Source organism: Mesorhizobium sp. WSM1343 (assembly GCF_055901535.1).
This window is the reverse complement of the sequence record NZ_CM148370.1, coordinates 2,985,679-3,008,545: the sequence shown is the minus strand read 5'-3', so window position 1 is coordinate 3,008,545 and position 22,867 is coordinate 2,985,679. Positions and strand designations below refer to the sequence as shown.

Below are 22,867 nucleotides of genomic sequence, written 5' to 3'. Positions count from 1 at the left end.
GATCGCGCTGGTGGCGACGTTCCCCGAGTTTGCCCGGGCGAACGCGCTCGAGTGGACGGCCTGGTATGGAAACGCCATTCCTGACCGGTCCTGGTCACCCGGTCTCAAAGCTGGACACCGTCGCGATGCAATGGCGGAAAGGCGTCTACCGGATCCTGGCTCGGCACGATGTCATGTGCGCGCCTGAAGATCAGCCTCACGACGAGCACGAAGTAGCCGACCTGCAGGACAAGCAGCGTCGCTATCGTCCAGGCAAATGCCTCCCAGAAGGAGCCGGTGGTCATATAGGTCCAGACCGCGACGATGACGGCCGTGGCTGACATTCCTACCAGAAACTGTCCAAAATACATGGTTTCCAAAACCGTCGAAACCGCGCCGGTTCCAACCAGTCCCTGCCTCATTTCATTTCCCGCGGACAACATTTCATTATTTTAGCAACTTCGCAAGTAAGGGGTCAGTCGCCGCAATGCGTTCTCCATTTGCACGGCAACTTGGCAACCGTGCGGGCCGCGGCCGCGGTGCTGGCGGGGCTGGGCTGACACGCCAGCCGTCGACAATCCAGGAGCACGCCCGGTCTTTGCACTTCGGGTCCGGAACAAACGCCGGCACGCCGAGTTTCGCCTCCAGTTCTTCAACGATTGGAGGCCAGCATGGCACCTCGCAACAAACCAAGCGCCGATATCGAAGATGACGCACCGCGGGCGGATGGGCCGACCATCGAGCAGCAGGATTGGGATGCAATCAAGGGCGGCGAGATCCTGCCAGAGTCCGCGCCGGAAAACGGCGACATGCGTTACGGCGTCGAAAAAGACGGCGATCTGCCGGACGAGGACGACGATAACGCGTACCAGGACAGCGACGACGCCCTCCCCGATGATGAGGAAGAAGCCGCAATCACGCACGATCAGACCCGAGAGGACGGATTCGACGAGACGTGAGCTATTCGTCGCCCGAGACATGACTGCCTGTTGTTGAACTTGCCAAAGCCACATTTTCTATGCCCGGTTCGCGGGCGATTTTGCTTGGCCAGCTAAGTTTTCCGCCCAGGCAATATATCAGGTTTACCTAAAGTAACGGAACATCCAAGGGACATTATCGGAACTGAACAAGGCCCCTTGGACCTTTGCGCTCGGCAGATAAGACCTTGGTCCTACAGGAAAAAGCAAAAGCCCAAAGTGACCGATTGAGGCTTCCAATGAGGGAACATCGGGCCTCGCTTGTCGTTTGTCGCAGAACTCGGCACCGCCGGGTGTCTGGAGAACGCCGCGATGGCCCACCGATCCACCATCATCAAGACAGGCTATGGCCCAGGAACGGCGATTGCCGTGCTCATGGTTGGATTGACGGCGGTGGGCATCGTGTTCCTCATTCTCGGCAGTTCGCTTTACTTCAGCGAGCAGCCTACGGATCAACGTGTCTTGTCTTCGCCGCCGGCTCGATCGATACACACGGCCCGATAACCGAGCGGCAAACTGGATGAGCAACTGCTGGACGATAGCGACGAGCAGGCCGGCGTATGGTGAAGATAGAGGGTTCGCCAGGCGCCGAAGCGGCTTGCGAACCCTCTCAGCGCAGGAAGGGACGTTGCTGCGCCGATCGACGACATGTCAGCCAAGGACTATTCCCATCACCAGAAAGGTAACGGCTGTCGCGAAAATCGGTGCGAGCAACCAGCGCGCTTGGCCAACACTTTTGTCCATCTGTTTCTCCGAATTCCGGGAGACAAACAGCCGTGAACAGAGAGCCGTTCCCGTCGGTAAGACCAATGCGCTCTCGGGCCAGACTTAAGTCGCAGACAGCATCCGACCGAAGCCCAATCTGAGGAACATTTTCAGTTGGCTCAAGTTCAGTTGCCGTCAGCGTTGGACGATCTTGTCATGCTGACTCGCAAGGAGAAACAGTATGAAAATGCACCTAACGGGCGCCGCAGCGGCGCTGTTGCTGTTGGCCGGAGTGGGCGCCGTTGCCGCTCAGGACGTTGTCATCCAGCCTGAACAGGACACGGTCATCCGCGAGTATGTGAAGAAGCAGCCCCTCGCTTCGGTCAAGATTCCCGGCGTGGAACTGAATGTTGGTAGCGCGTTGCCGGATACGGTCGAGCTTCATGAGATCCCCGACGTCAAATACCGCTACGTAGTGGTCGACAACCGCACCGTCCTGGTGGATCCGGGCACCCGCAAGATCGTCAAGGTCTACGACTGAACTTGGAATTGTCCCAAACCCGCCGCCAGCCATGGCGGCGGGTTGCCCATGTCAGTTTCCAATCAGGACGAGTGAAGATGATAAGCAAAGCTGTGACATCCCCTGCTTTGGGCGTTCGCCTGGCCGATCTCCAAGCCCGGATGCGCGATGCGCGGGTGACGGATGCCGAAATGAAAACCTTTCAAAAGGTCGCGGCCATCATGGAAGATCGTCACGGCCGGATCGATGGCGACGACCTGATTGCGGTGTCGTTCCTCGCCGATCCGGTGCAGCACCGGCAAACGCCTTGAACGACATTCCCAATAACCAGCAGGCTTTTTGACTCCCGGACCGGGAAAGCGCGCCGAAAGTCTCAGCCGAATCCGCCCTTTTGCTCCGGCCTATTCCGCTTTCGCGGAAGTTTCGAGCGGCACGCAATGTGCAATGTTGCTAATGCGGCGGTACGAGCCGCCCTGGTTGACGCGGGCGCCCGAGCCATCCCAACAATGCGCCCCCCCGTCCGCGTCGACCACGGCAGGCGCCCGGCGCTGTCTTCCCTCGCGAAGTCCTCAAGCCGGCCTGCCTGATAATGCGGCCTGCGGCGACGTTCGGGCTCAGCCGCCGACAAGCGCCTTTGTGGTCACCAGATTGACGCCGGCCTCGGCGAATTCGCCATTGTGCCTGATGATGACCTGCTCGGCACTCTCGCTGGCATTGTCCAGCGTGCTGTGCGCATCGGACACCACGGTCACGCCGAGCCCTCTGGCGATCGCGCCCTTGACCGTCGCGGCTACGCAAAAATCGGTCTGCGCGCCCAGGAGCACGACAGCACCCGCACCCTGCCCGGCAACCCAGTCGCCGAAGGCGGGATTGCTGAAAGCATCGCGCACGGATTTGGCAAAGGTCGGCTCGTCCGCAGCTTGGCCAAGTGCGGGCCAAACCGGCCAGCCCGGCTGATCCGGTGCCAACGGATCGCCTTCGGGTCCATCATGCCTGACAAATGCGACCTTGCGCCCGCCGCCCCGCGCCCAGTCGATCACCGCTTTGGTGCGCTCGACTATGCCTGGCGCATCATGGATCGGCGGTTCGTGCACGCCGTCGAACATACCGGTCTGGAGATCGATGACGATGAGCGGCGCGTTGTCTGGGAGGCTGGATGCTGGCATGGGCTTTACATAGCACGGCGGACAAGGTGATCAAGATTTGCTCATTCCGACGCGCCGGCAAACAGCACGACGCCGTCACCGCCATCGGGCGGCCAGTCGCGGATGGTGCGATCATTGCCGCCAGTCAGCACCGCGGCGGACGCCCGCATAGATCGGGCCGGTCTTGCTGTCGAACAGCGCGATCTGGTGGCCGGTGTCCATGCCCCATAGCCGGGCCGTGCCGTCGAGCGAGCCGGAGGCCAGGCGCTGGCCGCCAGCCGATAGCGCCAGGAGGGCCGCCGTCGGCGCCCGGCTTGGTTGACACATGTCGCGCATCTGCCATGCTCGCCGAGGATTCAGGAGAGATCACGATGAAGAAGACTTACGCGAAGCCGACCTTCGTCAAGAAGGGCAAGCTTTCCGCCGTCACGGCAAACGCCCCGAGCAGCGTCACGCTTTAATCCGGCGCATCTCTGGCGGATCGCGCCGGCGCTGGAGAGCAAACTCCAGGTGCAATGGGTTTTGGGATGGCCCGAAACAAAGAATAGGGACCCTGGCCCCTTGTCGCGCATTGTTGGGTTTATTGTTTGTTGCTTTCAGCTCGCATGGTTGACAGATGGCCGCAGTATGGCATCATCAGGCTGGGATTTTAGGAGAGTCTGAAAATGAAGAAAACCTATGCAAAGCCGACATTTTTGAAAAAAGGCCGTCTTTCAGCGATCACAGCGTTAAACGGCGCCTCCAATCCGACGCCACAATAATTCCAGCACCGCCTGAGCCTGACGCTTCCAAATCTCAGCGTGTCAGGACCAAATCGTCCACGACCATTTGCCAATAGTGCTTCGTCGACAGGCGAACACGCGTTACAGCTTTGAGCATCGGGGCATAGTGCAACGGCGTCAGCGCCGACAGCGTGATCTGATCGCTTGCAATCAGCTGCTCGCCAAGCCAGCTTTCGATCAGCGCCACCTCCCCTTCCGACGCCAGCCAGGCGGCGCTCAGCATGACCGAGTGAAAGCCGAACGGCCGTTCGCAGCTGAATTCGGCAGGCAGCCCGCTGCTGGTGTAGAGCACATGGTCACCGGAGACGTTGCCATTGACATAGCCCTGGCTGTCCTTGGTGTAGTCGCGCGCCATCGCATTCAGGTTGCGCCACGCCAATCCGGCATGACCGGCCGGAATTTTCCTGAAGGTGCGCGACGTCACATCGTCGAAACCGATCGTTTCGAGAACGGCATCAGTGGCAATGCCGGCGCGTTGCGCGGACAGCAGGCCGAGATCCGCCGAGTAGGGCGACAGCGTCAGCCGCCGCTCCAAGCCTTCGCCACTGATGCTGACCGTGTCGGCTTCTTCAGCCAGGTCGAAGCTGAAGACGGCACCCGGCGCCAGTGTCCGCGTCTCCAGGACGTGCCCGTCCCCCGACACGGAGAGGGTCGCGGGTCCATCGCCGGCAACGCGCCCGCTGACGCGGCGCGGCGGCGCCAGACCGACCGGCAGCAGCATCTCCTGTGATACCATCCCGGCCGGCGAACCCGGCAGCGGCAGGAAGTGTCGGGACTGAATGTCGTTTTCGCTTTTCGCCTGCCAGCCGGGCGGCACCGAAACCACAAAGCGCCAGTTGCCCGGCTTGCGGATCACGGCCTTTCTGCTTTTCACCGACATGGGGAAATTGGCAAAGCCGGCATTGTTGGTGCGCGCGGACGCGGCGAGCTTGCCGGCTTTATCATACAGCCGCACCATGATCCCGGCCATCGGCCGGTCTCCGGCGCCGTATTTGCCGTCGCGATCGACATCGAAATAGACGAAGGACGAGTAATTGAGCATGCCTCCGCGGCCGCTCCAGTCGGTGCGGACGGCATAGTCGGCAGCCGGATTGGTCTGCCGCCGTCCCTTGCGGCGGCTGCGCTTCCGCCACAGCCGCCAGGACACGACAGCTGCCGCAAGCACCACAATGGCGGCGAACAGTATCTCGACAGCGCCCAAGTCAGGCATGGAGCCTCCTTTCACAGATCTCGTGGAGGATTGCGTTCATGGGCGATCCGGCTGCGTTGGAATACTTTGCCGACAGGTTATTGCATGTCGGCCAAAAGCGAACCCCGGTTTGGGACAGCGACATGCATCAAGACAAAAGACTTAAAGCGCGTTGCATGGATCCGTTCAAGCGCGACGCATGAAAGTAGTCGCCTTACTTCAATTCCACCCACACCGGCGCATGGTCGCTGGCACCGTCCTCGCCGCGCACGTCGCGATCGATGCCGGCGGCGGTCAGGCGGCGTGCCAGTTTCTTCGACAGCAGGATGTGATCGAGCCGGAGGCCCGCATCGCGCGGCCAGCGGTTGCGGCGATAGTCCCAGAATGTGTAAAGCGTTTCCTTCGGATGCTTCTTGCGCAGGGCATCAAGCCAACCCTGGTCGAGCAGGCGCCGGAACGACGCCCGGCTTTCCGGCTGCACCAGCGCGTTGTCGTCATAGGAGCGGGTGGCGTAGATATCGCGCGGCTCGGGCACGATGTTGTAGTCGCCGGCCAGCACCACCGGCAGGCCGGTGTCGAGCAACTGTTCGGCATGCGCCTCCAGCCGCGCGTGCCAGGCGAGCTTGTAGGCGAATTTCGGGCCGGGCTGGGGATTGCCGTTCGGCGCATAGAGGCAAGCGACGACAATGCCATTCACCGCCGCCTCGATGTAGCGGCTCTGCCTGTCGGCTTCGTCGCCGGGCAAGGCATCGCGGGTCAACACGGGCTCGGCACTCCGCGCCAGGATGGCAACGCCGTTCCAGGTCGGCTCGCCCTTCCACACCGCGCCATAGCCGGCCGCCGCCAATGCCGAGCGCGGAAACTGCATGTCGCGTGCCTTCAACTCCTGCAGGCACACGACATCGGGCTTTGCCACAGCCAGCCATGTCAGCAGGTTTTCAAGCCGGCTGTTGATGTTGTTGATGTTGAAGGAGGCGATCTTCATCGCTTCAGGAAGCGATCCGACCCGACCACGCCTTGACCGTCTCGGCCAGCGTCTTCAGATGATCGGCGGTCGAAAACCCCGAAACACTCTTGCGAGGCTTGAGATCGTGGTCGCCGTCCTCCAGCCAGATCACCTCGACGCGATCGGAAAGGTCATAAGTCGCAACCTCGTCCCTGGTGCCGAACTCGTCGCGGGTGCCCTGGAAGATCAGCGTCGGTGTCTTGAGATCGGCGAGGTGTTTGGTCCGCAATTGATCGGGCTTGGCCGGCGGATGGAAGGGATAGCCGAGGCACAGCAGGCCTGAAATCTCGCCCTTGGCAAACATCTCGTCGGCGACCATCGAGGCGACGCGCCCGCCCATCGACTTGCCGCCGATGACGAGCGGGCCGGTCACGCCCTTCGCCCTGAGGTCGGCTATCGCCTTGATATATTCCGGGTTGACCGTCTCGGCCCGCGGCGGCGGCTTGCGGTGGCCATAGCGGCGGGCAGCCATATAGTGGAACTCGAAGCGGGCGACCTGGAAGCCGGCTTCGGCCAGTGCCTTGGCGGTGGCGGTCATCGAGGGAGAATCCATCGACGCGCCGGCGCCATGGGCGAGCAGGATGGTGATGGGCGCGGTGTCGGGACCGTCGAAGAGAAAGGTGGTCATGGAGCGGTCTCGCTGGAGAGGTCGAGTTCCGTCACACTCCCCTCTGTCCTGTCGGACATCTCCCCCGCAAGCGGGGAGATTGCGCGCTCAACCGCTTTCGCCAATCTCCCACTTTGCAAGCAGGAACGGGACGCCCAAGCTGCCGATCTCCCCCTTGCGGGGGAGATGGCCGGCAGGCCAGAGGGGGGTGTTCAAGCGCCAGCATCCCTCACCCCGCCGTACGCGCCAACTGCAGATCCACGAACTGCACGCCCTTGGCCGCCACCCGCGACCACTCGGACTCCGCATCGAGTTCGAGATAGCGCACCCACAGCCGCCGCGCCTCCGGCAGATCGCCGGCGTCGAATTCGAGCCGGGCGAGGTTGAACACCGGATCGGCATAGTTTTTGTCGAGCGCGATCGCTTTCTGCAGGTGCCTTCGCGCCGAGGCCTCGCGGCCCTGCTCGCTCATCAGCCCAGCGAGGTTGAACCAGGCCTCGACGAAGGCCGGATCGAGTTTTATCGCATTGATATAATCGTGCGCGGCGTCCGCCGCGTGGCCGCCGGCGCGCAGGCAGTTGGCGCGGTTGAAGGCGGCAATCGCATCGCTCGGATCGATGGCGAGACAGCGCTGGTAGAGTGCGGCTGCCCCATCATGGTCGCCACCCTCCTCCGCCGCTTCGGCCTCGGCAAACAACTCTTCCAGTGTGTCGTCGCCTGCCGAACCGGCGCTGCCCAAATCGAACAGAAGCTGTCCGTCGAGTTCGCTCTGGCCGCCTTCGAGATAGATCGCATCGGCGCGCCCATGCTGCGAGCCGACATTGAGCGACTTGGCGGTCAGCGACGCCACCGGGCCGGAGCGGTGGACGGAGCGCGCGATCGCCCCCCATGTCGCGCCGCCGGCGACGAGCCCGGCATATTTGCGCGCCAGGATCAGGTCGCGGAAGGAATAGGGTTCTGCGTCATGCTCGAACGCATCGAACAGTGACAACAAATCGAGGTCGGCGCCGGATAGCCGCGATTGCTCGATCAGCGATTGCCGCGACAACGAAGACGCTTCCGGTGTCTTCATCAGTCCGAGAAGGCGCAGGAATCCGTTCTCGCTGAGGACCTTGTGCCCGGCCGCGCGCTCGGCGGCGACACGGCGCTCGATCTCGGCATCGCCGTTCCTGGAGAGCCCGGCCTTAGCGAGCAGCGTGCGGCCGCACACGACATGCGTGGTGCGCCTGGTGACGCCGCGCCGCAGCTGGCCGTGCTGACGTTCGACTTCACGCGCGGCCAGTCTGAGCGGAAACGCCGCCAGCGCGCCTATGGTGCCGAAAACAGCGCCGGCCGGTGCCGTCATTTCTTGCTCTTGCCGACCGCCTTCAGCAGATTGGCCTTCAGCGGATTTTCAGCAGCACCACCCGCTGCCGCTTTCTTTGCGGCTGGCTTGGCAACCTCGTCGGCCTTGCTCTTCGACTTGGCTGGCGGCTTCGATTGCGACAGGCTCGCCTTCAGCGCATCCATCAGGTTGATGACATTGCCGCGCTCCGGTGCCGCCGCAATAATCGGCTTGTGGCCTTTCAGCTTCTCGCGGATCATCGTCATGAGCGCCGCCTCGTAGCGGTCCTCATAATTCTTCGGATCGAAGGTGGTTTCCTTCTGCTTGATCAGCGCTTCGGCGAGCTGCAGCATTTCGGGGTCGGGCTTGCCAGCTGGAATATTGCCAAAATATTCAGCCGTTCCACGCACTTCGTTCGGGTTCCTCAAGGTGCACACGAACATGCCGTTCTCGCGCGCGCCGATCGTCACCACGCGCTCGCGGCTCGACAGCACAAGGCGGGCGATGGCGAGCTTGCCGGATTTGCGCATCGCTTCGCGCAACACGGCGAAGGTTTCCTCCGCCATCGCGCCGTCGGGCGCCATGTAGTAGGGCGCGTCCTGGTAGATGACGTCGACCTCGTCCTCGTCGACGAAAGCCTCGATGTTCATCGTATGGTTGGATTCGATGCGCACCGCGTCGAGGTCTGCATCATCGATGATGATGTACTGCTTGTCCTCGTATTCGTAACCCTTGACCAGATCAGCACGCTCGACGAGCCCTAGTTCGGGGTCGACCGGCTTCATGTTGATGCGGTTATGGGTCTTCTTGTGCAACTGGTTGAACGAGATGCGCTCGCTGGCGCTGGTGGCGGGATACAACCGCACCGGACAGCTCACGAGGCTGAGTTTGAGGTAACCTTTCCAACTTGCCCTGGGCGCCATGAAACACTCCTACGCGGTCATGCACTGACAAAGACCTGCAGCGCTTTCGTCCGAGGACGATTGAGGCTGAGCAAATCCTACACCGACCGCACACAATACCGGCAAATCCCTGACGAAATCTTCCGCCATGCATTTGAGGTCGTGGACAGAGAATAATTCAAATTGTTGGAAGCGTCGATGGACTGGAATTTGAAACGCTGGCGGGACAGCGCCCCCCTCTGTCCTGCCGGACATCTCCCCCTCAAGGGGGGAGATCAACAGCTTCGGCGTCTCGCCCACTTCAGCAGCGTTGCAGATTAGCGGAAGCCCGGGTAGTGGCCAATCTCCCCCCTTGAGGGGGAGATGTCCGGCAGGACAGAGGGGGGCGCCACGGATCGCGGCGGTCCTTGTTCTGCAACTACTTACTTCGTCTTCTGCAACTACTTCGTCGCCCCCGAGACCACCGGCAGATCCCGCGCAAACTTATCAATCTCCGCCCACGGATCGCCCGACGTCGCCAACAGCCCCGGCAGCGACGAATAATTCAGATCCTGCGGCGCATCGATGGATTCGAGGTCGCTCCAGCTGACCGGCGTCGAGGCCGGCAGATTGGTGCGGGCGCGCAAGGAGTAAGGTGCTGCAGAGGTGTGGCCGCGCGCATTGCGGTGGTAGTCGATGAAGATGCGCTTCTTGCGGTTGTCCTTGCCCATGGTGGTGGTGAAAGTATCAGGCGCCGTTATCGCCAGATGCGTGGCGATCGCGCTGGTTGCCTGGTGCAGTTTCTTCCAGTTCTGCTTGCCTGTCACAGGCACCGTGATGTGGATGCCGCTGCCGCCGGAGGTCTTGGCGAACGGCACCAGCCCCAGGCGCTCCAATTCGTCCTTGATGTGCACGGCGGCCTCGACCACCTCGCGCCAGGTGATCCCCTCGCCCGGATCGAGATCGAGGACGATCTGGTCGGGTCTGTCGAGGCTGGCGCGGTGGGTGCCCCAGGTGTGGAACTCGACGACGCCGAACTGCGCCAGCGCCAGATACCCTTTCGCGCCTTCGACCGAGAGATAGGATTTGGTTTCGCCCTCGGAATTTGTCGCCTCGAATGTCACCACCGAGGGCGGCATGCCGGTGAAGGCGTGGCGCTGGAAGAAGCAATCCTTCGGCAGGCCGGTCGGGCAGCGCACCAGCGACACCGGCCGGCCGAGAATGTGCGGCAGCATGAAATCGCCGACCAGCGCGTAATAGACAGCGATGTCGAGCTTGGTCGGGCCGGTCTTGCCGAACAGCCGGCGCGTCGGGTTGGTCACCCAGATGGTGGCAAGGTCAGCCTCGGCGATCAGCCGCTTGCGTGTCGAGGATACCGGCGTCGACAGGCCGACATCCCTCAAACCGCGGAAGACGCCGTGGCGCAGTGCGTTGTCCGCTGTGCGGTTGGCGTAGTGGATGCGCGCCGACAGCAGCGGCCGCACCCAGTTCATCTCGCGCATGACCTCGCGCGGAACGCCCTCGGGCGCGGTGGCGCCTTCCCGCAGCGGCTCCAGCCTGGCGAGCAACTCACCGGCGGTGGCGGCATCGAAACCGGTGCCGACCTTGCCGCGATAATGCAATTCACCATCCTCGAACTCTGCCATGCCGAGCGCCGCCAGCCCTTCGGCCGCATCGGAGATGGTGAAGCCGGCGATGACGAAGTCGCCCGACTGCAGCGCCTTGGTCTTGGTCCAGCTTTTGCTTCGGCCGCTCTGATAGATGGCCGTGGCGCGCTTGGAGACGACACCCTCCAGCCCCAGTTCCGACGCCTGGTCGTAGAGCCCCTGCCCCGAGCCCTCGACATGGTCGGAGAACTGGATGGCGGAATTGGCGCCGAGGCCCGATAGCATCTGCGCCAGCAGCGCCTTGCGCCGGACCAGCGGCGCCTTGGTCAGGTCCCAGCCGTCGAGATGGAGAAGATCGAAGGCGTAGAAATGGAGCTTGCTGCCGGCGCCCTCCGCCAGCGCATCCTGCAGCAGCGCGAAACGGCTGATGCCCCGGGCGTCGAGCACCACGATCTCGCCATCGATGATGGCGTCGCGGCACGGCAGTTTGGCGAACGCATGCGGCAGGTCGCCATAACGCTTCGTCCAGTCGATGCCGCCACGGGTGATCAGCTTGACCACGCCGTCAGTGAGATGCGCCATGGTGCGGTAGCCGTCGAATTTGATCTCGTGCAGCCAGACTTGTTTGGTGTCTTCGCCATCGGGCGGTTTTGGCACCTGCGTCGCCAGCTGCGGCTCGATACGGGCAAGCATGGGGGCCTTGAAGGCGCCCGGCAGCGTGCCGGGCTTCAGCGATCCCTGTCTGGGCGCGGGTTTGGCGGCGGGCTTTGCCGGCGCCGCCAGCTCCTCGATGCGCAATCCGGATTTGACGCTCTCCGGCCGGGCCGTGAGGATGTCAAGCGCGGTGTCGGCGGCGAGGTCGCGCTCCTTGAACAGCAGCCAGTTCTTCTTGTTTTCGTCCTCGCCGGGTTTCGGTTTCAGCCGTGTCAGCATCCAGCCGCCATTGAGCTTGGCGCCGGCCAGCCGGAACTTGAAGGCGCCGGTGCGCAAGCTCTTTTCGACATCGTCCATCGGCGCCCAGCTGCCGGTGTCCCAGACGATCATCGGCCCGCCGCCATACTCGCCTTCGGGAATGACACCCTCGAAGTCGATATATTCGAGCGGATGATCCTCGGTCTCGACCGCCAGCCTTTTGTCGGCCGGATTGAGCGAAGGCCCGCGCGGCACCGCCCAGCTCTTCAAGACATCGCCGACCTGCAGTCGCAGATCATAATGGTCTGCGGTGGCGTGGTGCTTGTGCACGACGAAGCGGTTACCGTCGCTGCTGACGAGCCCGCCAACCGGTTCCGGCGTCTTGGCGAATTCGCGTTTGGCGCGATAGGCTTTGAGCTTTGGTGGAGTTGTCATCGCAAAGATCGAAGCACGGCGGCCAGGAACAAGCCAGTCACGCTCTCAATCGTCAGCGGCCGGCGTCAACTCGAGCTCCGCCGGCGACAGCCCTTGCTGCAACTGGCTCAGCCGGAATTCGTCGACCCAATAGGCCTCGCCATCGACCAGAACCCGGGCTTGGTAGGTGCCCTCCGAAAAACGCTGCTCGGTGATGTAGACCTTGTGACGATCGAGCGCTTTGCGCACCGCGGCGCGTTTGGAATTCTGACCTGTGACGGGACTGAACATGACACTGCCCTCGGTCGCCCTGACACGCAACGCGGCCGCTGCCGGCGGCCTTGCGACTGGCTCCAAGGATGCCGGAGACGAGGTGTCCTGTCAATTTCGTGGCAGTGCAGGTTGCAGTCCGGTTAATTTTTGCAGTCTTTTGAAGATGCTCGGGTCTCGGCCTGAATCACGATGTAAAGCGCGCGAAGACGTAGCCGCGCGTGATCGTGCCTGTTACCGCCAGCCTACGAAGCGGCCGGCATACCCGAATGAGTGGATTTCCGGACTTCCCCGATGAGATCGAGTGTCGCTGCCGCGACCTCGGCAACCTGAAGCCGCTGCACACAATAGACCCCACCGGGGTTGTTTTCTTTACAAACACCTGGAGCGATGCATGGACAGGGCATGACCGGCTGGAGCGTCCGGTTCGGGACACCGAACGGGCCCCATTGCTCAGGCGACGTCAGGCCGTACAACCCCACCGCTGGAGTTCCGACAGATGCCGCGATGTGCATCGGGCCGCTCTCATTGCCTAGAAAGATTGATGCTTCGGCCAACAATGCCGTCAGGACTTCAAGCGAGGCCTTTCCGACGACACTGGCGACCGGCGACGCTGCCACTTCAAGGATCCTTTGCGCGGCAAGCCCCTCGTCCGGCCCACCAACGAGCAGAGATCGCAACCCGGTTTTGGCGTATACCTCGTCGATGACCGCAGCAAAATGTTGCGGCGGCCAACAACGCCCTTCGAACCTAGCGCCGGCATGCACGGCCACATATGACTTCTTTGCCAAAGCGTTTTCCGCAAGAATCCTGGCACACTCTTCCTGGGCGGTCCCGTTCGGCTGCAGCCGAGGCGTTGGGTCCTGACAATCCAACCCAAGCGCGTGGAGTGGAGACAGGTTCCTGTAGAGATAATGGGGGCCACCCTGTCCGAAAGTCGCGGCGAGAACGTTTGCAAGCTGGATTTCCCAGAACTTCATCGGATGCTCGGAAGGATCGAAGCCGACGCGAAGTGGAGCGCCGATCAAACGATGCATTATCCGCGAGGTTTTTGAATCGGTAAGGTCGATGCTAAGATCGAATTTTCGACGCCGCAGATCAGAGATGACGCCACGATAGTCGCTCAAACGCTTGAGCAGAGTCCTTCCTCTGCCGCGGGATTCAAAGCCAACGGCAACATCGGCGATCCCTTGCGCGACGATGAACTGCTTGAGTCCCGGCGCACAAAGCATGGTTACCGATGCTTGTGGATAAGAAAGACGCAGATTGCGAACCAAAGCAGATGTCAGAACGACATCTCCAATGTACTTCGTTTGAATAATGAGGATGGAACGAATCCCATCTCCTAAACTTGCATTCATCGAGATGATCTGCCGAAAACGCCAATTTGAGAAAATCTGCCGACGACACTCATTTCTGAACGTCAAGCGCGCTTTCAAATATAGAGCCAACCAACCCTGTCAACAACCTTGCCGGCCTTGGTGCCTCTTTGCATCGGTCGTCGGCAGGACCGGCAAACGCTCGTCCTCAGTCCTTCAATCGCCGCAAGCGGCGCGTCAGGCCCTGAACGGCTTTGAGCAGCCGGGGGCGCGACCGCGTCATGCCTTCGACCCGGCTGCGCAGCAGAATGGCTGCGTTCGCAGCCCTGCCCCGCACCGTCACCGGTTCGCAGATCTCGGCCAGAACCGAACTCGCGGCACCAATATGTTGCTTGTAGCCCTGGCCGCCGACCGACAGGTCGAAATAGTCGAAGCCCCGCTCGCATCCCCACATCATCAGCTTGCCCATCGTCGTCAGGCCGGGTGAGACATTGGCGACCGCGTTCTGGTCGATGCCCAGCAGGAGGGCGTGAAGTGTGCCTTTTCTGACCAGCACATAGATGGAGGCGAGCCAGGCTTCACCGACGCGTAGACCGAAGAGCCGCACAGATCCATTGGACAGGCCTTGCAGCGCCGCGGCGCGGTAGAAATCGACGACCGGGACCTGCGTCAGGAGGTCGAAACGCCCAAGCTCACGAAAACGCTTCAGCCGCAATTCCAGCAGCACATCCAGGAGCTCCTCGGTCAGATCAGGCGTGTCGGCCTCGACCAGAGCGAGGCCACCAAGCTGCTCGAAGCCGCGGCAATGCTTGCGGAAGGCCTTGGCAAAGGACGGCTTGCAGATCCGCTTGATGAGCGTCTCCGGGTCGCCATGCAGGACGAGGCCGGAGGTGACCTGGATGGAGTCGCGCGCCACCGAAAGCAGTGCCAGCGGATTGACCAGGCCGTGGATCTGCTGCGGGATCCCGGCGATATGGATGCGATCCGCCGGTGGCAGAACGGCACGGACCGCCGCCCACATGGCGTCGGCACTCTGCCTGGTCCACGCTCTCCCATCCGCCAGCAGCGGCACCGAGTAGTCGCACACGCGGCAGCTCAGCCATTCGATGACGTGGTGGCCGAGGGCCCGGCGCCGCATCAGCGGCAGCAGCATGGCCGGCGCGCCGGTCACGGCGTCACTCACCTCGATGACGACCAGGTTCGCGTCCTTGGGCATCAGCCGTGCGGCGATTCCTTCGACCCAGGCATAGTGCTGATGGGCAGTGCAGACGCCGTGCGCCTCAAGCAGCAGCCATAGCAGCCTTACGGTGTCGAAACTGGTGTGCAGCCGAGCCGTGAAGTGCGCGGTTGCATCAGCGTTGGCGACAGTCGGGGAAAGCCGCCCACCGGGCAAATCCCTTATCGGAGTCGTTCGCGCCGCGTAGCTTGCCACATGCTTCTCCCGTCATTCCGATCCCCCACGCAGGCGCCGCAAGTCCCGCATCAGTCCCTGGAGCCTCTTCAGCAGCCGAGGTTTGGAGCGCACGAACACCTCGGTCCGGTTGCGGACCTCGATGGCTGCGCTCACGGCGCTGCCTCGCACCGTAATCCCGTGGCAAAGCTCGCGCAGGCCCGAACCCACGGCACCCATATGTTCCTTATAACTCTGGTTGCCGACCGACAGGTCGAAATAATCGAAACCGCGGCCGCGCGCCCAGCTCATCAACTTGCCCATGATCAGAAGTCCCGGCGAGACATTGGGCACCGCGCCCTGATCGATTGAGATCAGCAGAGCATGAACGGTGACTTGATGGATCAGCAGGTATTGTACGGCGATCAGAGCTTCACCAACACGCAACCCGAAGAGCCGCACCGATCCATCCGACAGGCCCTCGAGAGCGGCGTTTCGATAGAAGTCGACAGCCGTCGCCTGCGTCAGCAGGTCGAAGCGGCCCAGTTCGCGAAAGCGGCTGAGCCGCATCCGGACCAGGCCGCCGAAGATGACCTCCACCAGGGCCGGCGTGTTGGCTTCGACCAGTTCCACGTCGCCAAGCCGTTCGAGGCGGCGCCAGTCCTTGTTGAAGGCCTTGACGAAGGATGGCCGGCATAGGCGCTTGAGCACGGTTTCCGGGTCGCCGTCGATGGCGAGCCCGAAGCTGGTATGCAGGGAATCGCGCGTGGCTGCGAGCAAGGCCAGAGGGTTGGCGACGCCGCTGATCGATTGCGGAATTCCCGTGATCTGGATGCGGTCCGCCGGCGGCAGCACGGAACGCACCGCAGCCCACGCGGCCTGCGCCGATTGCATCGTCCACGGGCTGGCATCTGCCAGCAGCGGTGCCGAATAGTCGCAAACGCCACAGCTCAGCCATTCGATCACCCGATGGCGGAAGGCCGGCCGCCGTATCAGCGGCACCAGCATTCGCGGCGCGCCCGTCACGGCATCGTTTACCTCCACGATGAGCAGTTCCGCACCTTCCGGCATTAGCCGCGCGACGATCCCCTCGGCCCAGGCATAATTCTGGTGGGCGGTGCACACACCGTCCGCCTGGAGGCGCAGCCAGAGCGGCCTCACCGCTTCCAAGCTGGTGTGGAGCCGCGCCGTGTAGGCATCGATGGCGACGACGGTGGCCGGATGGGAGGACTGGCCATCGGGCGAGCCGGTCACCGCAGCAATTTGCACCGCCTGGACTGCCATGTTTTTTCCTATCGCTTTGCCGTAGCGAACGGCAAGGTCCGCCGCCACGCGCCCAACCGGCTGTCGCGCGCCTCATCGGGATGCTCGATATTCCACCTGCGGTGATGCGCGAAATACCACGATGCCACGAGTACGAACATCTCCGAGACGGCGGAACCCAACAACGCCCACGGCGGAGACGCGATTGCCAGCAGGGCCGCGATCAGCGCCAGCCCGACGACCGCGCCGCCCGTGGTGATGAACGCGACGATCCGAAAATCGCCGAGTATCTCAAGCACGATGCGGGGCATGATATAGAGCATGATCGGGACAAAATTCGCGATCACGAAAAGCCCGATGAACCAGGTCGAAGCGTCCTGGAGAGCCTGGGATTTTATCATCGGCAGGACGAACATGATCGCACATCCATAAGCAAGGCCGCCGAGCCCCATGACGAGCGCCCAGATCTTGGCCTGCGTCCAGACACGGCCTGTTTCATTGTTCCGCATCAGCCTGGCGAGATCCGGCTGCGTCATGTTGACGAACGCAAGGCTGATGATGCGCAGCGGAGCAAACAGCACCAGAACCGCCGCCAGCGGTGCGTAGGCGGCTGGCCCGGCAATGCCGGCGACCAGCAGCGCCAGACATTGACCCTGGATGTTGGTGGTGGTCGCGCTGAATGCCGACCAGCGCAGTTGGGGCCAGAGCCTGACATAGCGTCGGCGCGTCGGCATGCGGAAGCTGATGCGAAGCGAGCGCCGAGCCAGGCGGACCAGGACGAAAATGCCGAACACATTTGCGGCTGCAAGTGCATAGAATACGGTCTGCAGCGGGTCCTGGACCAACCAGATCGACAGCCCGGTCAGGACACAGCCGGCGACTGTAAAAGCGCCATCGCTGATGGAGACGACAACCTGCTGGCGCCGTGCGAAGAAAGCCGTGCGCATATGGCTGCGCAACGACCAGGCACCGACGAAGCAGCCGGCGGCAATTCCGCTTGGATCTCCAAGGACATGCATCAGAACAGCCGTGCCGACGGCCATCAGCAACGCCACGATCAGCGCCGCCGTTCCGAACGCCACGTCATAGGTATCGACGCCGGCGCTGTTGGTGCTCTTGCTCATCCAGATGCTGGCGGGAACAGCGGTGAGCGACCTGATATAGGACAGGCCGACCCCGCCCATCACCATGCCGATGGCGAAGAGGCCGTAGCCCTGCGCCGACAGCATGTGCAACAGCATGATGTTGAGGGCGAAATGAAAGCCGCTCTGCATCGCCTCGCCGCCGATCATCAGCACGAGGCGTCGAACCAGATGGCTCGGAAACGCTAACTTCACGGCCGTGTCTCCGCTGCGCGGGCAGCGGGCGCCCTGGCCGGCCGCGCGATGGTCGTCTTCAGCTTTTCGGCGGCGATCGCGGTGATCGCCGCGGCCGCGACCGGCTCGCTGAAGATCGCCTCGTAGCGCGCGCGCCCGGCAGCGACAAACCCGCGCCAGGCCTCAGGGGCGAGGATGATCTCCTGCAATTTCGCGCCAAGAGCTACTGCGTCGCCGGGCGGAACATGCCAGCCGGTCTGCCCGTCGCTGACCACTTCCACCAGCCCGCCGATCGCCGACACAAGCGGCGGCCGGCCATAAGCCATCGCCTCGATGGCGACGCGGCCCAGCGATTCCGGACGCCGCGACGGCACGGTGACGATGTCGGCCCAGCGATAATGCTCCGAGGGATCGGGAATGAAAGGCAGGACTCCGACGCGCCCGGCAAGCCCCATGGTTTCGACCAGTTCGGCAAGCGCACGCTCGCGCTCGGTGCTTTCGAAGGCGCCGCCGACCAGCCTGACCTCGACCCTCGCCTGGAGTTCTGCCGGCATCGAGGCGATCGCCTCCAGCAGGACCTCCTGCCCCTTGATCCGGTTGATGCGGCCGAGCAGCAGCACCCGCAATGGGCGCTTGCCGTCATACGTCATTGGTTCGACCGCCGCCGGCCCGGCAACGCCGTTGTAGACGACATATGCGCGCGCCGCCTTGGGATCGCCAAACGCGGTGCGCGTCGCGCGCGAGTTGAAGATCAGATCCGCATGGCTCCAGCGCATCAGGCCGACAAGTACCCTGCGCATGGCGCCTTCGGGGATTTCGTGGATGTGCAGGACGGCCTTGTAAGGCAGCAAGCGCGCGGCCAGCGCATAGTCGGCAACGATCGAGGTGTTGACATAGACGAGGTCGCAGGCCTTGAGGCGCCGCCACGCCCTGAACACGGCAACCGGCAATCGCGCCATCTCGACTGTCGCAAGGCGCGCAATGGCCTGGCGCCTCAATACCCAGAGCGGTTCGAAGACGATCCGGCTGGCATGCGCTTCCAGGATCTGGACGATCGGCCCGCTGCGCGGCAAGACCACCTCGATGTCGGCCGACGGAAACGCGGCGCGCAGCGCAGCCACGCTCTCCGCGAAGCTGCGGTCAGAACCATAGAGTTCATAACCCTGATGAACGCAGGCAATCCGCATCTTTGTTCCCCGCCGGGTGCTACAACCATCGCGCTGGGCGATTGTGGCAGAACCCCGTCCGCAAGAATCATGCCTGGTTCGATATGTCCGACTATCGGTTCGATATGTCCGACTGCCGGCCGTACGCCCCTGGCATTGCTTCGTTTCGATACAGCTACGCACAGAAGGGTTGACCGAGAATGAAACAACCACCGGGTTCAACACCGTTTTTTTACAACCCCGCGCCATGATCCCCTCCCAGGATACCGAAATCGGAAGATGGCACGAAAGTTGCGGTCTGCTCATTATAAATTAAGCAATATCTAATATATGAGATGTGTGAAAGTGCCGCCGGCCATGAAACCAGAAAAGCCCGCCATTCTAATCCTGGGGACCCGCGGCATACCCGCGGCCCATGGCGGCTTTGAAACCTTTGCCGAAAAACTGGCGCTGTTTCTTGTCGGGCGCGGCTGGAAGGTCGGCGTCTATTGCCAGGATGAGGTCGAGCGGATCGACCAGCGGGTGCGCAGCGAAACCTGGCGCGGCATCGAGCTCATTCACATCCAGGTCGCCTCCAAAGGACCGCGCGCGACCCTGGAATTCGACTGGCAATGCGCCCGCGATGCTGCCAGGCGACAGGGCGTTTGCCTGGTGCTCGGCTATAATGGCGCGGTCTTCCTGACCTGGCTCAGGCTGAAGCGGCGCAAGATCTTCACCAACATGGACGGCATCGAGTGGCGTCGCCCCAAATGGGGGATGGCGGCGCGAACCTGGTTCTGGCTCAACGAATGGATCGGCGCTTGGGCCTCGCATCGGCTGGTCGCCGATCATCCCGCCATCGCCGATCACCTGGCGACGCGCCGGCCGCGCAGCGCCATCGCCACCATCGCCTATGGCGCCGATCCGGTGGCATCAGCGCCCGAGGCGCCGGTCCGGGCGCTCGGCCTCGAGCCCGGGCGTTATCTCATCTCGATCGCGCGCATCGAACCCGACAACAACATCCTGCCGATTGTCGAAGCCTTTTGCTCCACCAAGCGCGACATGAAGCTGGTGGTGCTGGGAACGCTGTCCGACGACATCCCCTACCATGCCGCCATCCGCAAGGCGGCGAACGGCTCGGTGGTGCTGCCGGGCGCCATTTACGACCAGGCAACGGTGAAGGCCCTGCGCTTCCACGCCCGCGCCTATCTGCACGGCCACACGGTGGGCGGGACCAACCCGTCGCTGGTCGAGGCGCTGGCGGCCGGCAACATGGTGATCGCGCATGACAATCCCTACAACAGGTGGACCGCAGGGGCTGCGGCGATCTACTTCACCGACAAGAACAGTTGCGCCGAGCGGATGCAGCAGGCGCTGGACGATGATGCCCTGGTCAAGGCCTGCGGCGTTGCCGCGAGGGCGCGGGCCCGCGAAGCCTTTCGCTGGGACGATGTCCTGCTCGCCTATGAAAACGAGGCCTATCATCTGCTCGGCATGACCGCCGCCAAGACCACTGCGATGGATCACGCATCGCCAGGAACCGTATGATAGGCTGGTCGCGCCGGCGGGTGCTGCGGACCGCGCTGTCCACTGCAGCGGCTCTCGGCTCGCTCCCGGTCGCACCAATCGCTCGCGCCGCCGCCGGGACGCGGTTTCGGCGCGGCGTCAACGCCTGGCCCTGGTTCTCGCTGACGCGTGAATTTCCCGCACCCCGCACCGACTACGGCTGGCCGCCCTTCCAGTCGCAACGGCCGGTGCCGACCCCAGACGACCTGCGTCGGTTGCGCGAGACCGGGCTCGATTTCATCCGCTTGCCCGTCGATCCCGGCCCTTTCCTGGCCGCCGACGCCAAGACGCGCAGTCAGTTGCTGGACATGCTGGACGCCGCCGTCACCGCCACCCTCGACGCCGATCTTGGCATCATCGTCAACATCCAGGCCAACGCTGCCACCCATTACTGGAACCCCGACCGCATGGTCTCCAGCACCGCCGCACCCGCTTTCGATCTCTATCGCGGGCTGGTCGGCGAGCTTGCCGGCAGGCTGGCGCGGTTCCAGCCCGGCAGGGTGGCGCTCGAGCCGGTCAACGAACCGGCGCAGGCCTGCGCGTCGAACGTCTGGTTGCAAATCCAGCTCGCGCTTCTGACCGCGGCAAGGGCATCGGCAGCGACCCTGCCGTTGGTCGTCACCGGAGGCTGCGGCTCGATGGTGAGCGGACTGACCGCGCTCGATCCGGGCCCGCTGTCGCCCTTCGAGCCGATCCTGTTCACCTTCCACTTCTATGAGCCCTATCTGTTCAGCCATCAGGGCGCGCCCTGGATGCGCGAGCCGGTCTATCGGTCGCTCAACAATGTGCCGTGGCCGGCATCCGCCGGCTCGCTGCAACAGACGCTGGCATCGGTCAGGGCGCGCATGGCGCAGGACACCGAAACCCCTGAAGACGCCAAGCAAGCAGCCTATGCCGAGACCGAGCGTGTGCTGAAAGTCTATTTCGACGCCCAGCCCGACCGCTGGTTTGTCGACAAATATCTTCGCCAGGTCCGCGATTGGGCCGACGGCCATGGCCTGGCGTCGGAACGCATCATCATGGGTGAGTTCGGCGCGCTGCGCACCGACGCCCGCTATGTCGCCGCGCCCAACCCGGATCGCGGGCGCTACATCGCCGATGTCAGGCGGAGCGCCGAGGAACTCGGCTTCGCCTGGGCACTGTGGGATCTCTTCGATGGCATGGGCATGATGGACGACACCACCCGGGCGCTGGACCCCGATATCATCGCGGCGCTTGGCCTGACCATGCCGGCGGACTGACCGGCCTGAACGCTGCCCGCGCCGGCCGGTAGAGCACCAATGCCAGCACCACGAACTTGGTCAGCAGCGTCGTCTTCGACGCGACGCTTTCCGAAGTGTTGATCAGGATGACCCAGCCCAGCATCGGCAGCCAGATGCCGGGATGGCAGCGGCGCGCCACCTCGAACAGGAACAGCACGAAGCCGAACGTCAGCAAAAGGGTGAAGAAGGCGCCCTGATAAAGGACCGTGCGGATGATCGGGTTCTCGATACCCTGTTCGAGACCGTTGATGCGGCGCAGGCTGTCGATCAGGTCGACATCCGGCCCCACGATCAGATCGCGCAATTCCAGGTGCTTGAAGAGCTCGAACATCTCGACCCGGGCATTGGCGCTGCCGCTGTCCGACACGAAACGCTCCAGCAGCGCGTCGAAAAAGCCCAGATATGCCGCCACGATGATGACGACCGGCAGCAGGGCGGCGAGCATGAAACCGAGTGCCGCACCCAGGAGATTGACGCGGCCCTGGCGCAATTTGGTGATGCCCTGAAAAAGCAGGTAGCAGCCGCCGAGCACCACCGTCGTCACCATCGCCGTGCGGCCGCCGAAGGCGACGAGTGCCGCGCATTGCAAGCCGATCAACCCTATCCGCACAGGCATCGACAGGGATCTGGCACCGGAGAGCAGCGCAAGCACATAGATCGACGTCACCATGGCATTGGCAAGCGGATGCCCCTGCAGCGCGCTCGAGCGCAGATCGGTGGTAAACGCCACGCCGTCGAGGCGATAGGGGAAGATAAGCGTCTTGGTGGCGAACTCGAAAAGGGCAAGCAAGGCATTCGCCGTCATGACCACGTGGACGACGGTCTGCAGCCCGGCGAAGGTCCGTTCGTCGTCCTCGCTGAGCATCAGCACGAGAAGTGCCGCAGCCACGAACGTATCGATCATGCCGGCCATACCGGGCCGCTGCCTGGCGATGACAACGACCAGAAGCACGATCGATATGGCGGCCATCAGCGCGCTGGCCGGCCGCCTGTCAGCGAGATGGACGATATGGCCGACCGGATTGCCTGATGCGCAGGAGCGCCAGGCAAGCAGCAGGACGATGAGATAGGTGGACGGGTGGATCTTGGTCGCCGGGTTGCCGAACAGGCCATCATAATTGTAGCCGACCAGCCACAGCATGCCCCCCGAGATGCTGAACAGCACCGCTACCGCCGCGATCAGTCCGAAGCGCGTCAGCGCATCGACCGAGGTGCCGGAGATGGGCGTGCCGGCGCGGGGTGCGGCAGCACCATGGTTCGAAGCGCTTGCGCTCCAACTGGCCGCCAT

General features: G+C 63.1%; 24 protein-coding genes. 8 read left to right on the top strand and 16 right to left on the bottom strand.

Annotated features, from left to right (window positions below; translation table 11 throughout):
• Nucleotides 1–104 precede the first annotated feature (104 nt).
• Nucleotides 105–323, bottom strand: a complete 219-nt coding sequence (locus tag AC0NIL_RS14540; RefSeq protein ID WP_224674556.1) for an exopolysaccharide production repressor protein — start codon at nucleotides 321–323, stop codon at nucleotides 105–107.
• A 327-nt stretch (nucleotides 324–650) separates the two neighbouring features.
• Between AC0NIL_RS14540 and AC0NIL_RS14535 the strand changes: the two genes are divergently transcribed.
• From AC0NIL_RS14535 to AC0NIL_RS14525, 3 genes are all read left to right on the top strand, one after another.
• Nucleotides 651–938: a hypothetical protein gene (locus AC0NIL_RS14535; RefSeq protein WP_275952586.1), complete on the top strand. Its 288-nt coding sequence runs from the start codon at nucleotides 651–653 to the stop codon at nucleotides 936–938.
• Nucleotides 939–1,902: 964 nt separating this feature from the next.
• Nucleotides 1,903–2,202, top strand: a complete 300-nt coding sequence (locus AC0NIL_RS14530) for a DUF1236 domain-containing protein (protein WP_013530625.1) — start codon at nucleotides 1,903–1,905, stop codon at nucleotides 2,200–2,202.
• 77 nt (nucleotides 2,203–2,279) lie between these two features.
• The gene (locus AC0NIL_RS14525; RefSeq protein WP_013530624.1) at nucleotides 2,280–2,492 is read left to right on the top strand and encodes a hypothetical protein; all 213 of its coding nucleotides are present in this window, start codon (nucleotides 2,280–2,282) and stop codon (nucleotides 2,490–2,492) included.
• A gap of 303 nt (nucleotides 2,493–2,795) precedes the next feature.
• On the opposite strand, the gene AC0NIL_RS14520 is transcribed toward AC0NIL_RS14525, so the two are convergent.
• Together AC0NIL_RS14520 and AC0NIL_RS14515 are read right to left on the bottom strand one after the other, a co-directional pair.
• On the bottom strand, nucleotides 2,796–3,347 hold the full coding sequence (locus AC0NIL_RS14520; protein ID WP_275952585.1) for an isochorismatase family protein: 552 nt from the start codon (nucleotides 3,345–3,347) through the stop codon (nucleotides 2,796–2,798).
• A 111-nt stretch (nucleotides 3,348–3,458) separates the two neighbouring features.
• On the bottom strand, nucleotides 3,459–3,662 hold the full coding sequence (locus AC0NIL_RS14515) for a hypothetical protein (protein WP_024501727.1): 204 nt from the start codon (nucleotides 3,660–3,662) through the stop codon (nucleotides 3,459–3,461).
• Between the two features lie 35 nt (nucleotides 3,663–3,697).
• Between AC0NIL_RS14515 and AC0NIL_RS14510 the strand changes: the two genes are divergently transcribed.
• Nucleotides 3,698–3,787 carry a hypothetical protein gene (locus AC0NIL_RS14510; protein ID WP_081714185.1) on the top strand — a complete coding sequence of 30 codons (90 nt, stop codon included), beginning with the start codon at nucleotides 3,698–3,700 and terminating at the stop codon, nucleotides 3,785–3,787.
• A gap of 204 nt (nucleotides 3,788–3,991) precedes the next feature.
• Nucleotides 3,992–4,087 carry a putative RiPP precursor gene (locus tag AC0NIL_RS14505; protein ID WP_127255804.1) on the top strand — a complete coding sequence of 32 codons (96 nt, stop codon included), beginning with the start codon at nucleotides 3,992–3,994 and terminating at the stop codon, nucleotides 4,085–4,087.
• 34 nt (nucleotides 4,088–4,121) lie between these two features.
• On the opposite strand, the gene AC0NIL_RS14500 is transcribed toward AC0NIL_RS14505, so the two are convergent.
• A complete protein-coding gene (locus AC0NIL_RS14500; protein ID WP_473572176.1) occupies nucleotides 4,122–5,318 on the bottom strand; it encodes a hypothetical protein in 1,197 nt (398 codons plus the stop codon).
• A 38-nt stretch (nucleotides 5,319–5,356) separates the two neighbouring features.
• Here AC0NIL_RS14500 and AC0NIL_RS14495 point away from each other — a divergent pair, with 38 nt between their 5' ends.
• Entirely contained in the window at nucleotides 5,357–5,500 is a 144-nt protein-coding gene (locus AC0NIL_RS14495; RefSeq protein ID WP_013530619.1) for a hypothetical protein, read from the top strand.
• Nucleotides 5,501–5,511: 11 nt separating this feature from the next.
• Here the strand turns inward: AC0NIL_RS14495 and AC0NIL_RS14490 are convergent, their stop codons facing one another.
• From AC0NIL_RS14490 to AC0NIL_RS14440, 11 genes are all read right to left on the bottom strand, one after another.
• Nucleotides 5,512–6,282: an exodeoxyribonuclease III gene (locus AC0NIL_RS14490; protein ID WP_013530618.1), complete on the bottom strand. Its 771-nt coding sequence runs from the start codon at nucleotides 6,280–6,282 to the stop codon at nucleotides 5,512–5,514.
• Between the two features lie 4 nt (nucleotides 6,283–6,286).
• A complete protein-coding gene (locus AC0NIL_RS14485; protein ID WP_275952583.1) occupies nucleotides 6,287–6,931 on the bottom strand; it encodes an alpha/beta hydrolase family protein in 645 nt (214 codons plus the stop codon).
• 208 nt (nucleotides 6,932–7,139) lie between these two features.
• On the bottom strand, nucleotides 7,140–8,255 hold the full coding sequence (locus AC0NIL_RS14480) for a tetratricopeptide repeat protein (protein WP_275952582.1): 1,116 nt from the start codon (nucleotides 8,253–8,255) through the stop codon (nucleotides 7,140–7,142).
• Nucleotides 8,252–9,157, bottom strand: coding sequence for a non-homologous end joining protein Ku (gene ku, locus AC0NIL_RS14475; RefSeq protein ID WP_024501732.1), 906 nt, complete (start codon nucleotides 9,155–9,157; stop codon nucleotides 8,252–8,254). The genes AC0NIL_RS14480 and ku overlap by 4 nt, the downstream gene beginning before the upstream one ends.
• A gap of 419 nt (nucleotides 9,158–9,576) precedes the next feature.
• Nucleotides 9,577–12,069 carry a DNA ligase D gene (gene ligD / locus AC0NIL_RS14470; protein WP_275952580.1) on the bottom strand — a complete coding sequence of 831 codons (2,493 nt, stop codon included), beginning with the start codon at nucleotides 12,067–12,069 and terminating at the stop codon, nucleotides 9,577–9,579.
• A gap of 45 nt (nucleotides 12,070–12,114) precedes the next feature.
• Nucleotides 12,115–12,339, bottom strand: a complete 225-nt coding sequence (locus AC0NIL_RS14465; protein WP_027160830.1) for a hypothetical protein — start codon at nucleotides 12,337–12,339, stop codon at nucleotides 12,115–12,117.
• Between the two features lie 224 nt (nucleotides 12,340–12,563).
• Nucleotides 12,564–13,745, bottom strand: a complete 1,182-nt coding sequence (locus AC0NIL_RS14460; RefSeq protein WP_346016425.1) for a glycosyltransferase family 9 protein — start codon at nucleotides 13,743–13,745, stop codon at nucleotides 12,564–12,566.
• A gap of 100 nt (nucleotides 13,746–13,845) precedes the next feature.
• The gene (locus AC0NIL_RS14455; RefSeq protein WP_275952579.1) at nucleotides 13,846–15,069 is read right to left on the bottom strand and encodes a GNAT family N-acetyltransferase; all 1,224 of its coding nucleotides are present in this window, start codon (nucleotides 15,067–15,069) and stop codon (nucleotides 13,846–13,848) included.
• Between the two features lie 12 nt (nucleotides 15,070–15,081).
• Complete coding sequence (locus AC0NIL_RS14450) at nucleotides 15,082–16,311, bottom strand: GNAT family N-acetyltransferase (RefSeq protein WP_013530610.1); 1,230 nt, start codon at nucleotides 16,309–16,311, stop codon at nucleotides 15,082–15,084.
• Nucleotides 16,312–16,319: 8 nt separating this feature from the next.
• Entirely contained in the window at nucleotides 16,320–17,627 is a 1,308-nt protein-coding gene (locus AC0NIL_RS14445; RefSeq protein ID WP_473572179.1) for an MATE family efflux transporter, read from the bottom strand.
• The gene (locus AC0NIL_RS14440) at nucleotides 17,624–18,793 is read right to left on the bottom strand and encodes a glycosyltransferase (RefSeq protein ID WP_473572180.1); all 1,170 of its coding nucleotides are present in this window, start codon (nucleotides 18,791–18,793) and stop codon (nucleotides 17,624–17,626) included. The genes AC0NIL_RS14445 and AC0NIL_RS14440 overlap by 4 nt, the downstream gene beginning before the upstream one ends.
• Nucleotides 18,794–19,129: 336 nt before the next feature.
• Here AC0NIL_RS14440 and AC0NIL_RS14435 point away from each other — a divergent pair, with 336 nt between their 5' ends.
• Entirely contained in the window at nucleotides 19,130–20,299 is a 1,170-nt protein-coding gene (locus tag AC0NIL_RS14435; RefSeq protein WP_064993987.1) for a DUF1972 domain-containing protein, read from the top strand.
• Nucleotides 20,296–21,558: a glycoside hydrolase family 5 protein gene (locus tag AC0NIL_RS14430; protein WP_224621891.1), complete on the top strand. Its 1,263-nt coding sequence runs from the start codon at nucleotides 20,296–20,298 to the stop codon at nucleotides 21,556–21,558. The genes AC0NIL_RS14435 and AC0NIL_RS14430 overlap by 4 nt, the downstream gene beginning before the upstream one ends.
• On the opposite strand, the gene AC0NIL_RS14425 is transcribed toward AC0NIL_RS14430, so the two are convergent.
• Entirely contained in the window at nucleotides 21,521–22,867 is a 1,347-nt protein-coding gene (locus tag AC0NIL_RS14425; RefSeq protein WP_013530605.1) for a VpsF family polysaccharide biosynthesis protein, read from the bottom strand. The genes AC0NIL_RS14430 and AC0NIL_RS14425 overlap by 38 nt on opposite strands.